Annotated in this window: 8 protein-coding genes and 1 pseudogene; 4 read left to right on the forward strand and 5 right to left on the reverse strand. The window is 63.2% G+C overall.

Features of this window, described 5'->3' with window-relative positions; all coding sequences use genetic code 11:
• The gene (locus EHW12_RS14875; RefSeq protein WP_020907736.1) at window positions 1-849 is read right to left on the reverse strand and encodes a Ku protein; all 849 of its coding nucleotides are present in this window, start codon (window positions 847-849) and stop codon (window positions 1-3) included.
• A 139-nt stretch (window positions 850-988) separates the two neighbouring features.
• On the opposite strand from EHW12_RS14875, the gene EHW12_RS14880 reads away from it, so the two are divergent.
• A complete protein-coding gene (locus EHW12_RS14880; protein WP_118607245.1) occupies window positions 989-1960 on the forward strand; it encodes an alpha/beta hydrolase family protein in 972 nt (323 codons plus the stop codon).
• Between the two features lie 14 nt (window positions 1961-1974).
• On the opposite strand, the gene EHW12_RS14885 is transcribed toward EHW12_RS14880, so the two are convergent.
• Both EHW12_RS14885 and EHW12_RS14890 read right to left on the reverse strand, forming a co-directional pair.
• Window positions 1975-3105 carry a lycopene cyclase family protein gene (locus EHW12_RS14885; protein ID WP_125051059.1) on the reverse strand — a complete coding sequence of 377 codons (1131 nt, stop codon included), beginning with the start codon at window positions 3103-3105 and terminating at the stop codon, window positions 1975-1977.
• A 10-nt stretch (window positions 3106-3115) separates the two neighbouring features.
• Complete coding sequence (locus EHW12_RS14890; RefSeq protein ID WP_125051061.1) at window positions 3116-3901, reverse strand: SDR family oxidoreductase; 786 nt, start codon at window positions 3899-3901, stop codon at window positions 3116-3118.
• 129 nt (window positions 3902-4030) lie between these two features.
• Between EHW12_RS14890 and EHW12_RS14895 the strand changes: the two genes are divergently transcribed.
• Entirely contained in the window at window positions 4031-5662 is a 1632-nt protein-coding gene (locus EHW12_RS14895; RefSeq protein WP_003944932.1) for an ABC-F family ATP-binding cassette domain-containing protein, read from the forward strand.
• 59 nt (window positions 5663-5721) lie between these two features.
• On the opposite strand, the gene EHW12_RS14900 is transcribed toward EHW12_RS14895, so the two are convergent.
• Both EHW12_RS14900 and acnA read right to left on the reverse strand, forming a co-directional pair.
• Window positions 5722-6288: a TetR/AcrR family transcriptional regulator gene (locus EHW12_RS14900; RefSeq protein WP_003944970.1), complete on the reverse strand. Its 567-nt coding sequence runs from the start codon at window positions 6286-6288 to the stop codon at window positions 5722-5724.
• Between the two features lie 179 nt (window positions 6289-6467).
• Window positions 6468-9267: pseudogene (acnA, locus tag EHW12_RS14905) on the reverse strand (aconitate hydratase AcnA).
• A 456-nt stretch (window positions 9268-9723) separates the two neighbouring features.
• Here acnA and EHW12_RS14910 point away from each other — a divergent pair.
• Window positions 9724-10314 carry a DUF6676 family protein gene (locus tag EHW12_RS14910; RefSeq protein WP_021332993.1) on the forward strand — a complete coding sequence of 197 codons (591 nt, stop codon included), beginning with the start codon at window positions 9724-9726 and terminating at the stop codon, window positions 10312-10314.
• A gap of 451 nt (window positions 10315-10765) precedes the next feature.
• Window positions 10766-12313, forward strand: coding sequence for an NlpC/P60 family protein (locus tag EHW12_RS14915; RefSeq protein ID WP_003944866.1), 1548 nt, complete (start codon window positions 10766-10768; stop codon window positions 12311-12313).
• Window positions 12314-12351 lie beyond the last annotated feature (38 nt).

Here is a 12351-nt window from a genome sequence, read left to right on the forward strand (position 1 = left end):
TCAGGCTCGTTTCTTCCTCGGTGTAGTCGACTTCGACGAGCCGGCCTTGGAGGCGTTCGACTTCGCTTCGTCCACACTGCGCTGCAGTGCGGCAACCAGGTCCACCACCTCTGCGTCGGTGCCCTCTTGGTCGACCTCGGCGGCGGGGATGACCTTCTTGCCGCCGTTCTCGATCATCTCGTCGAGCAACTGCCTCAGTTGGAGCTGGTAGTCGTCGGTGAACTCGGTCGGATCGAAATCGCCCGCCATGCTCTCGACGAGCGTCTGCGCCATCTTCAGTTCCTTCGCCTTCGGCTTCTCCACGTCGTCGAGGGAAGGGAACTCTGCTGCACGAACTTCGTCGGGCCACAGCAAGGTCTGGATCACCAGAACACCGTCGCGAGCGCGCATCGCGGCCAGGCGCGTCTTCTGTCGCAGGGTGAAATGCACCAGTGCCGTTCGATCACTCTCGGTGAGCACAGTCGAAAGCAGGACGTACGCCTTCGGCGACGCCGAATCGGGCTCGAGGAAGTAACTCTTCTCGAACAAGATCGGATCGATCTGATCGTTCGGCACGAATTCCAGCACCGGAATCTCGTGCTTCTCCGCAGCCGGGAGTTTGTTGAAGTCCTCGTCGCTCAAGATGACGCGCGATCCGTCTTCCGAGTCGTACGCCTTGTCGATGTCCGCGAACTGAACCGTGTTTCCGCACTCGGAACACACACGGTTGTACTTGATGCGGCCACCGTCTTTTGCATGGACCTGGTGAAATCGGATGTCGTGGTCCTCGGTCGCCGAGTACACCTTGACCGGGACGTTGACCAGACCGAAGGCTATCGAGCCTTTCCAAATCGAGCGCATGCCTCCCATGATGGTCGCCGCCGGCCGTTTGCGCGAGGCAAACGATCACGGTTGATCCCGAACCGTTGCGTGTGGATGGGTCGGTTCGGGGCGTATCGAGCGGGTATCCGCTTCGAGAACCCGACTCGCACACCTGGGGGACGCTCCGATGAGAATCCGAACCTACCGTCGACGCGTCACCGCGGCGCTGGCGATTTCACTGGTTCCACTGCTGTTTGCGCCTTGGCCCGCGAACGCAGATCCGGCACGCACCGTAACCATCAGCGTCCACTCCGATGCGATGGGCCGCGACATTCCACTCGAGGTGATCCTCCCCGCCGACACGAGCGCCCCACGGCCTACGTTGTATCTGCTCAACGGCGCCGGTGGTGGCGAGGACAGTGCAACGTGGGAAGGACGGACCGATGTCCTGGACTTCTTCGCCGACAAGAACGTCAACGTCGTGACGCCGCTGGAAGGAGCGTTCAGCTACTACACCGACTGGCAGAAAGACGATCCCGTACTCGGGCGCAACAAGTGGCAGACGTTCCTCACTCGCGAACTGCCGCCCGTCATCGATGCGCAGTTCGGTACCAACGGGGTCAACTCCATCGCGGCGATTTCGATGACGGCGACGTCGGTACTCAATCTCGCGATCTCGGCACCAGGCCTTTATCGGAGTGTCGGGGCCTACAGCGGGTGCGCGGAGACTTCCACCCAGCCGGGTCAGGACTATGTGCGGTTGGTGGTCGGCGCGCGGGGTGGCGCTGATCCGACAAACATGTGGGGACCGTTCGACGGTCCGGGATGGCGCGAGAACGATCCGGTTGTGAACGCGGAGAAGTTGCGGGGGACCGCACTGTACGTTTCCACCGGATCCGGGCTGCCAGGTCCGCACGACAACCTTCAGGCACCCGATGTGAACGGAAATCCCGGAGCGCTCCTGAATCAGATCGTCGTCGGCGGCATCATCGAATCCGCGGTCAACGGGTGCACGCACGGCTTGGCGGACCGACTGAACGCACTGGGCATCCCCGCGACCTTCGACTTCAAGCCGACCGGAACCCACTCGTGGGGCTACTGGCAGGACGACCTACACAATTCCTGGCCGATGATCGCCGGCTCGATAGGAGCGCAGTAGTCGGTCCGGAGTGCTCACCTCAGAAACGGCGCGCGCATCAACGTCTTTCGGACGTGCCACGGTGACGATCGGAACAGGGTTGCCATCACCTTCGCCGTCGCGGACGCGTCCCGCCGATCGGACAGGTAGGACCGCTGAGCCTCGACCGGTAGATCGAAGAACGTGTCGAAGAATGTCGCGACCTCTCTCGAGCCGAGGGTGAGAAGTGCGTTCAGGCCAACGCGGCGAAGGGCAGACACCGCCTTGGCCGACCGCGGCCAGAGCGCCGCGTTGGGATCTCCACCGCCGGCGATTGCTTTGGCGACAGCGTCTGCCTCGGCGAGTGACGAGGCAACGCTGTATCCGGTTCCCGGATGCATCAGACCGCCTCGCCCGCCGAAACGGAGGACACCGTCGGGGAACGACTCCTTCGGGCCTTCGACTGCAAAACGGACCCGCTCGACCGGTGCGTCGTCGGGGACTTCGCAGCCCCGATTGCGAAGCCGGGTGCACAGACGCGCTTCGAGTTCGCGGAGCCCCAACGCCGGCCGGCCGACGAGGCAGGTCTCCTCGAGGAGAACTCGCTCGTCATCGAGTGGGACCGCATAGAGAAACGACGGAGTGTCGGCGTCGGAGGCGCCGTTGTCTGTTCGCCAGTCCATGAACCAGGCTTCGCCACCACCCAGAATCGGATCGGCCAGAGCGCGGTCGACGATCACTCCGAAGGCGGTCTGCTGGGCGGTTGTCACCGTCAGTTCGGTACCCCGGGCGTCGATGACGACGGAACCTGTCAGCTGCGATCCGTCCACGCACAGGACGGCGGTAGGTGACAGTGTTTGAGCACGCACGGCTCTGAACTGTACGGATGTTCCCGAGAGAAATGATTGCAGTAAAGATGTATTCAATACGCAATATGTGCGATCAAGCGTTTTCTGTCTGCGGGTCCACACGCTCGGGCGTTCGATCCGGCTTGCGATCACATCGACCGGCAGCCACGACGGCAGCTCGTCAGCCCACGCCGAATAGGTCGGCGTCCACACCCGATGGGGATGCGGATCGACAACGACGACGGTGAGTTGCCGGGCGATACAGCGGGTGGCGAGTGCCCGCCCGGCCGGGCCGCCACCGACGATCACCACGTCGGCGGAGGAGTTGTCTGTGCTCACGACCGGCGCACTACATCGATCCCGTTGCGAGCAGACCGCCGTCGACCCGGACCGTTTCGCCCGTGATCCACGCCGCCGCGTCGGAGACGAGGAAGCCGACCAAGCCGGCAACGTCCTCGGGGGTGCCGAGCCGCTTCATCGGGTAGCCCGCCGACGCCTTGTCCTCGCCGGCAGCGACCAGGGCTGCCGCGAACTGCGTCTTGACGATCCCGGGAGCTACGGCGTTGACACGAATCTTCGGTCCCAGTTGCCAGGCCAGTTCTTCCGTCAGGCGGATGAGCGCAGCCTTCGACGCGCCGTACGCCGCGATGACGCCCGTCGACCGGATCCCGGCCACACTTGCCAGGTTCACGACGGCTCCACCGTGTTCGCCCATCCATGCCCGATGTGCTTGCTGGACGTAACCGAGGGCGGCAACCACATTCACGTCGAAGATCTTGCGCACGGCGTCGAGGTCCGCTTCCATGAGCGAACCGAGGACGGGGTTGATTCCGGTGTTGTTGACCAGAATGTCGAGTGAACCGAATTCGGACACGGCGCGGTCGACGGCACCGGAGCGGGCTTCGGCATCGGCTGCGTTGCCCGCGAATGCGACGACCTTTCCGCCGTGCCCCAGAGCGGACAGCTCGGATGCGGCGGCCTCGAGGGGCTCCGGCTTGCGGGCTGTGATCAAGACGTCGGCACCGCGAGCGAGGAGTTCGGCGGCGACAGCTTTGCCGATTCCGCGACTTGCGCCGGTGACGATGGCGGCACGGCCTTCGAGGTCGCGAGGACGAGTGCTGTTTTCGCTAGTCATGTCCCGAACGTTAGCGGACTCACACGCTGCTGGTCGGAACGACCGTCAGGTCACGGTAAAATCGATAGTTCTTGTGTCTGTAGTCAGGCATTGTTTACCCGTATTCGTCGTTTTTCCTGAGGAGTTTGCTTGATTACCGCCACTGACCTCGAAGTTCGTGCCGGTGTCCGCACCCTTCTCACGGCTCCCGGGCCTTCGTTGCGCATCCAGCCGGGCGACCGGATCGGACTCGTCGGACGTAACGGAGCCGGAAAGACGACCACACTGCGCATCCTCGCCGGCGAAGGTGAGGCATATGCGGGAAGCGTCGTACGTACCGGTGAACTCGGATACCTCCCGCAGGACCCCAAAGAGGGCGACCTGAGCGTCCTCGCCAAGGACCGGGTTCTCTCCGCACGTGGCCTCGACACGATGCTCCGCGAGATGGAGAAGCAGCAGATTCTGATGGGCGAGGTGCTCGATCAGGAATCGCAGGACCGCGCGGTCAAGAAGTACGGTCAGCTCGAGGATCGGTTCTCGGCCCTCGGCGGATACGAAGCCGAGAGTGAAGCTGCACGCATCACCAGCAGCCTCGGTCTCGAAGACCGCATTCTCGGGCAGCCGCTCAGCACGCTGTCCGGCGGTCAGCGTCGTCGCGTCGAATTGGCGCGCATCCTCTTCGCCGCCTCCGACGGCAGCGGTGCCCGCTCGGACACGACTCTGCTGCTCGACGAGCCCACCAACCACCTCGACGCCGACTCCATCACCTGGCTGCGTGGCTTCCTCCAGAACCACGAGGGTGGACTGGTGGTCATCAGCCACGACGTCGACCTGCTCAACGACGTCGTCAACCGCGTGTGGTTCCTCGATGCCGTCCGCGGTGAGGCCGACGTCTACAACATGAACTGGAAGAAGTACCTCGACGCTCGTGCCACGGACGAGCAGCGTCGTCGCCGTGAGCGCGCCAACGCCGAGAAGAAGGCCGGTGCGCTGCGGATTCAGGCCGCCAAGATGGGCGCAAAGGCAACCAAGGCCGTCGCGGCTCAGAACATGGCCAAGCGAGCCGACAAATTGATGGCGAACCTCGATGCCGAACGTGTCTCGGACAAGGTTGCGCGGATTCGTTTCCCCGAACCCGCCGCTTGTGGCAAGACTCCGCTGATGGGCAAGAACCTCACCAAGGTGTACGGCTCGCTCGAGATCTTCACCGGTGTCGATCTCGCGATCGATCGTGGGTCTCGTGTGGTTATCCTCGGACTCAACGGTGCAGGTAAGACCACGCTGCTCCGCATCCTCGCGGGCGCGGAGAAGGCGGACGCTGGTGAGCTGATCGCCGGTCACGGACTCAAGGTCGGCTACTTCGCTCAGGAGCACGACACCCTCGACGACGACGCGTCCGTGTGGGAGAACATCCGCCACGCCGCGCCGGACACAGGGGAGCAGGAACTGCGTTCGCTGCTCGGTGCCTTCATGTTCACCGGCCCGCAGCTCGAACAGCCGGCCGGAACGCTCTCGGGTGGTGAGAAGACGCGTTTGGCTCTGGCCGGTCTGGTGTCTTCGGCTGCCAACGTTCTGCTTCTCGACGAGCCCACCAACAACCTGGACCCGATCTCGCGCGAGCAGGTGCTCGATGCGCTCCGCAGCTACACCGGTGCCGTCGTCCTGGTCACCCACGATCCGGGTGCTGCCGAGGCACTCAACCCCGAGCGAGTCATCCTCCTGCCCGACGGCAACGAGGACCACTGGTCGCAGGAATACCTCGAGCTGATCCAGCTCGCATAACCCCCTGTGCGCCTTTTTGGTAGTGGGAACTACCAAAAGGCGCACAGGGGCGAAGCCCCTCAATCTCTCCGCCGCACCGATTCCTCGACCAGATCGAGAACCGCTGACAGGTTGTCGACGCCGTGGCCGGAGGCGATTCTCGCGACCAGGCCGTCCATCACCAGATCCAGGTATCCGATCAGAATTTCGGTGGGAACGTCGTCACGGAGCCGACCGGCCGATTTCTGTCTGGCGAGGCGCGCACTGGTCGCTTCCGTCAGTTCTACGGAGCGCTGCGACCACTTCTCGCGGAAATCGGCGTCGTTGCGCAGTCGACGCGCTATCTCCAGTCGCGTTCCCAGCCAATCGAATTGGTCGGGCTGCGCGAGCATGTCCCGCATGACCTGGACGAGGCCCTCTTCGGCGACGACATCTGCCATCCGGCTCGCATCCTCGCTTGCGAGAGCGAGGAACAGGCCGTCCTTGTCCTTGAAGTGATGGAAGATCGCTCCGCGGGACAAACCGGTGACTTCTTCGAGACGGCGAACTGTGGCGCCGTCGTAGCCGTATTCCGCAAAGCAGCGGCGGGCGCCGTCAAGGATCTGACTGCGCCGTGCCGCGAGATGGTCTTCACTGACCTTGGGCACGGGCATCCCTCCTTTGTCGGTTGCCTGTGAACACTTTCGGCCGTAGGCGCTGACTGTCGACTCAGTGCACAAAGCGCTCACGACCACCGATGAAACCTGGTTCGCCTTCCGGCGAAAGTGGTCGTGAGCGCTTTGTGACCCGTCAGGGGCCGAAAGTGCTCACAGGCACGTAGTGCCTACTAGCCGCGGATCATGTTGCGAAGCACGTACTGCAGGATGCCACCGTTGCGGTAGTAATCCGCTTCGCCGGGGGTGTCGATGCGTACGACTGCGTCGAACACGACCTTCTCGCCGTTCTCGCGCGTCGCCGTGACCTTCATGGTCTTCGGGGTGACGCCCTCGTTGAGCTTCTCGACACCTTCGATGTCGAAGGTCTCGGTGCCGTCGAGCTTGAGCGAACCTGCGGACTCGCCGACCGGGAACTGCAGCGGGACAACGCCCATGCCGATCAGGTTGGAGCGGTGGATGCGCTCGAACGACTCGGTGATGACGGCCTTGACGCCGAGCAGGCTCGTGCCCTTGGCTGCCCAGTCACGCGAGGATCCGGAGCCGTACTCCTTGCCGCCCAGGACGACCAGCGGGATGCCGGCTGCCTGGTAGTTCTGCGACGCGTCGTAGATGAATGCCTGCGGTGCGCCTTCCTGCGTGAAGTCGCGGGTGTAACCACCCGAGACGTCGTCGAGGAGCTGGTTGCGCAGACGGATGTTCGCGAACGTTCCGCGAATCATGACCTCGTGGTTACCGCGACGCGAGCCGAGCGAGTTGTAATCCGCACGCTCGACGCCATGGGAGTCGAGGTACTGCGCAGCGGGGGTGCCGACCTTGATCGGACCTGCCGGGCTGATGTGGTCGGTGGTGACCGAGTCGCCGAGCAGTGCGAGGACGCGAGCGCCCTTGATGTCCTTGACCGGAGCCGGATCCATCGTCATGCCGTCGAAGTAAGGTGGCTTCCGCACGTAGGTGGAGTTCTCGTCCCACTCGAAGGTGTCACCCTTCGGGGTTTCGAGGTTCTGCCAGCGGCTGTCGCCCGCAAAGATGGTTGCGTACGACTTGCGGAACATGTCCTGGTCGATCGAGGACTTGATGGTCTCTTCGATTTCCTGCGTGGACGGCCAGATGTCCTTGAGGTAGACGGGGTTTCCGTCGGTGTCGTTACCGAGCGAATCGGTCTCGAAGTCGAAGTCCATGGTTCCGGCGAGGCCGTAGGCAATCACGAGCGGCGGGGAAGCCAGGTAGTTCATCTTGACGTCGGGGGAGATACGTCCCTCGAAGTTACGGTTACCCGAGAGCACCGCGGTGACCGAGAGGTCGTTGTCGTTGATGGCCTTCGAGACTGCCTCGGGCAGCGGTCCGGTGTTACCGATGCACGTGGTGCAGCCGTAACCGCCGAGGTAGTAACCGAGCTTCTCGAGGTACGGCCACAGGCCGGCCTTCTCGTAGTAATCGGTGACGACCTGCGAACCGGGAGCCATGTTGGTCTTGACCCACGGCTTGGTGGCGAGGCCCTTCTCGACGGCGTTGCGTGCGAGCAGTGCAGCACCGAGCATGACCGACGGGTTGGACGTGTTGGTGCAGGAGGTGATACCTGCAACGACGACGGCGCCGTGGTCGAGAACGAACTCACCGGCGTCGGACTTGACGACGACCGGCTTGCTCGGACGGCCTTCTGCACCGTTGGCAGCAGAGAGAACGTCGACCGCTCCGTCGTCGGCAAACGACAGAACCGCGGGATCGGAAGCCGGGAAGGACTCTTCGACGGCCTCGTCGAGCTGGGTGTGCTCGGTCGGGTGGTTCTCTTCCACGTAGTTGTGGATGTCCTTGCGGAACGCAGTCTTGGACTCCGACAACAGGATTCGGTCCTGCGGGCGCTTCGGGCCGGCGATCGAGGGAACAACGGTTCCCAGATCCAGCTCGATGTACTCCGAGAAGACGGGTTCCTTGTCGGGGTTGTGCCACAGGCCCTGTTCCTTGGCGTACGCCTCGACGAGAGCGAGCTGCTCGTCGCTGCGGCCGGTGAGGCGCAGGTATTCGATGGTCTCGGCATCGATCGGGAAGATCGCTGCGGTGGAACCGAATTCGGGGCTCATGTTGCCCAGCGTCGCGCGGTTCGCGAGCGGAACCTCGGCAACACCGTTGCCGTAGAACTCGACGAACTTGCCGACGACGCCGTGCTTACGGAGCATCTCGGTGGCGGTGAGCACGACGTCGGTTGCGGTGACGCCGGGCTTGATCTCACCGGAGAGCTTGAATCCGACGACGCGGGGGATCAGCATGGAGACGGGCTGGCCGAGCATTGCTGCCTCGGCCTCGATGCCGCCGACGCCCCAGCCGAGCACGCCGAGGCCGTTGACCATCGTGGTGTGCGAGTCGGTGCCGACACAGGTGTCGGGGTATGCCTGTCCGTTACGCGACATGACGGTGGGTGCCAGGTACTCGATGTTGACCTGGTGAACGATGCCCATTCCCGGGGGACGACCTTGAAGTCGTCGAATGCGCCCTGGCCCCAACGGAGGAACTGGTAACGCTCGCCGTTGCGCTCGTATTCGAGGTCGACGTTGCGCTCGAGTGCGTCGGCCTGGCCGAAGACGTCGAGGATGACCGAGTGGTCGATGACCATGTCGGCGGGGAGAGCGGGTTGACCTTGTTCGGGTCGCCGCCGAGGGTGGTGACGGCCTCACGCATGGTGGCGAGGTCGACGATGCAAGGAACGCCGGTGAAGTCCTGCATGATCACGCGGGCAGGCGTGAACTGGATTTCGATGCTCGGCTCGGCTGAGGGATCCCAGCTTGCGATTGCGCGGATGTGATCCGCGGTGATGTTGGCGCCGTCTTCGGTGCGGAGAAGGTTCTCGGCGAGAACCTTCAAGGAATAGGGCAATTTCTCGGTGCCGGGGACGGCCGAGAGGCGGAAGATCTCGTAAGAGTTCTCACCGACCTCGAGGGTTCCCTTGGCTCCGAATGAATCGATACTGGTGCTCACGTCTGCTCCACTCGTCTATGAGGGTCGCTACCGACGGGGCTGTGTCGGCAGCTGAAGCGAGGTACTTCGGCCGGGAAGATCCTCCGTAGCTCACGCCAATCGCACAGTTCGCGTGAGAACTGTCCGAACATCGGAGCTGCAGTAGAACCTGTCCTGACCGGTGGTACCTCTTGGTCCAAGTCTAACAGTACGCTTGTCCTGTGAGAATTCAGGGCAAGTTGACCGAAACAATCTTCATGCAGACTGCGGGCCTGCGCAACGCAGGCTTGGCTGGGTGACCGCACCCACAGCTACCGCTCGGGCGGCACGCGCGGCGGTTGTGTGTGACGCCTGGTGGCAGTCGACCTGAAGTAGGGTGCATGCAGGCCCGTCGCGGGTCGGCCGCCGAAAAACGACCTCGGAAGAACTCCCCGCATCTCAGCGGTGGACGGAATCCGAACAGCACCCGGATGAGAGATGTCTGCTCCTACAAATCACGCTTTTGCGCCTGTGCACGTGAAGTCCCCGTTGCACGTCGCTGTTCCGTCGGACGTCGATCTCGACGACGTGCTCGCGGACATTTCGACGGACGGCGTCTCCGCCCCCGCGGATGATGTTGCGGGGCTGACCGCGGTGGTGACCGACGCTCGTGAACGTGGTGTCGACTTGAGCGTCGTAGTAGTCGACGCAAATCCGGGCCGGCCGTCCGATCTTAGAGACCTGGCCACGACGGTCGGCAAAACAGAAGGCGGAACGGTTCTCGTTCTGAGCCCTGACTGGATGGGTAGCTACAGCGATTCGATCAGTCGAGTGCAGCTCGAAACTGCACAGGACCGATCTTTCGGCGAAAGCGCAAGCGTGACCGCGGACCGCTTCTCGCACGAGATCGTGGCGCCAGGTCCGCCGTGGACGCTTTACACGGTCCTTGTCATCGCAGTGGTGGCGGTTATTGCCGGAATTACCTTTGCCGTCAAGTGGCGGCGAGAGCCAGAAAACGCGCAAACCAGACATATCGCCTCGACTTCGGAAACACCAGCACCATCCGACCACCGGGCCGATTCCGTCTGACCTTGGTCCTCTTGCGAGATTTTCAGTAACTCGTCGAAAACAGGTACTCACTGCTGTTTGCGGTGAGTACCTGCCCTTTTTGGTGCCTGCATGCCATTCGACCAGCTCAAATACCGTTTGTGTTATTTGTGGCTAAAGTTTCCAAAGAACGCTTGAGTGTCGTACGGTACAACTGGCACTTTTTGGGGAAGAAGTGTCGCAGACGGGCTGATGTTGTTCGACGCGTACTTGTCGGTTGCCTCGTTCTCGAGGTGTCGACGGTGGCGTTCGTACGGCACGTCCAGGTCGACGAGCAGCTCTCGGGCTGTGGGCGACCGGTGCTTGGTCTGCGCATTCCCTCCCCGCACGGATCGGCGACCCAGCGGGCCGTGGCGTTACACGCGAGGGAGAGTTATTTGTGAGGCAAGTAACACGTGGCGGCGAGTCCCGTCGTGGTCCTTCCCGTAAATCGATGCGCCTGGCGCAACTGGTCATCGGATTCGGCGTCGTCGGATCCCTGATCGTCGGGACGCCGGCCATGTCCTCGGCCGTACCGCCACCGCCGCCGAATCCGAGTGACTCGGATATCGCCGCGGCAGATTCGCAGGTCTCGTCGAGCGTCGGCACCGTCAGCGCGCTCATCAATCAAGTCGCATCGGCAAACGAACAGTTGTCGGCACTCGACAACGAAGTTGCGATCAAGCGTGAAGACGTCAACAAGACTCTCGTGGATCTGCAGAACGCTCGCGGCGCCGCAGACTCCGCAGCGCAGGCCGTCGGAGTCACGAAACAAGCTCTGAAGGACGCGTCGGCGCAGATCGAGGTCGCTCAGACGGACTTCGACAAGTACGCACGCTCGAGCTACGTCAAGGGCACCAATACTGCGTCGATCTCGTCGTTCCTCGACGCCAAGGGTCCTGGCGACGTTCTCGACCGCGCGCAGGTCCTCAAGCTTCTCGCCAATACGCAGAGTGCAGTGCTCGACGGTCTCCAGCGAGCACGTACCGAGCAGGCGAACAAGGATTCCGCGACCCGCCAGGCCAAGCAGCAGGCCGATGCCGCCGCCGAGGTCGCCGCGCAGCTGAAGGATCTGGCGGAGCAGGCGATTCAGATCGCGCGCAACGCTCTCGATCAGCAGGTAGCCAAGAAGGCCGCGATCGAAGCCGAGCGCAACTCTGCCCAGGCTCAGCTCGACGCCGCCCGCAACGCCGTCGCCGGCTTGCAGGGTCAACGCCAGGCATACGCGACCTGGGACGAACAGCGCCGTGCCGAGGAAGCTCATCAGAAGGCTCTCGAAGCCGCGGCCAAGGAAGCGGCCGCTCAGGCCGCCGCCCGTGCCGCAGCCGACCAGGCAGCCAAGGATCGAGCTGCCGCACTGGCAGCGGCCCAGCGTCCGCACACCGCGGTCGAAGACCCGACTCCGACCGTCATCCCGGACGACGACGACACCTGGACTGACGAAGAAACAGGGACCGACGAGGAAACAGGCACGGACGAAGAGACCGGCACCGACGAGGAAACGGTCACGACGCCCAAGCCCACCACCCCGAAGCCGACGACGCCGAAACCCACCACTCCGAAGCCTTCCGTTACCGGAAGCGCTGCAATCGAATCCGTCATCGACCGCGGAATGTCTCAGCTAGGCGTGCAGTATGCCTGGGGCGGCGGCGACGAGAACGGACCGACGCGAGGCATCCGTGACGGCGGCGTCGCTGACAGTTACGGCGACTTCAACAAGGTCGGGTTCGACTGCTCCGGCTTGATGATTTATGCCTTTGCCGGCATCGGGATCTCGCTGCCGCACTACACCGGCTACCAGTACACCGCAGGCACTCAGGTTCCGTCTTCGGAGATGAAGCGCGGCGACATGATCTTCTACGGCCCCAACGCCAGCCAACACGTGGCGCTCTACCTCGGTAACGGTCAGATGCTCGAGGCACCACAATCCGGTTCGAGTGTCATGGTCTCACCGGTTCGGTGGGGCGGAATGACGCCGTACGCCGTCCGACTGGTGTCCTGACCGTCAGAGGAAATGCCGCTGACACCCGCATTGTCAGG

Origin of the sequence: Rhodococcus sp. NJ-530, from assembly GCF_003860625.1 — a bacterium.
In the GTDB taxonomy this organism is placed as follows: domain Bacteria; phylum Actinomycetota; class Actinomycetes; order Mycobacteriales; family Mycobacteriaceae; genus Rhodococcus_F; species Rhodococcus_F qingshengii.

Bases quoted from the DNA above. Each gene is read 5' to 3' on its own strand.
- EHW12_RS14875 (WP_020907736.1), bottom strand. From the start codon at position 849: ATGGGAGGCATGCGCTCGATTTGGAAAGGCTCGATAGCCTTCGGTCTG.
- EHW12_RS14880 (WP_118607245.1), top strand. From the start codon at position 989: ATGAGAATCCGAACCTACCGTCGACGCGTCACCGCGGCGCTGGCGATT.
- EHW12_RS14915 (WP_003944866.1), top strand. From the start codon at position 10,766: ATGCGCCTGGCGCAACTGGTCATCGGATTCGGCGTCGTCGGATCCCTG.
- EHW12_RS14890 (WP_125051061.1), bottom strand. From the start codon at position 3,901: ATGACTAGCGAAAACAGCACTCGTCCTCGCGACCTCGAAGGCCGTGCC.
- EHW12_RS14910 (WP_021332993.1), top strand. From the start codon at position 9,724: ATGTCTGCTCCTACAAATCACGCTTTTGCGCCTGTGCACGTGAAGTCC.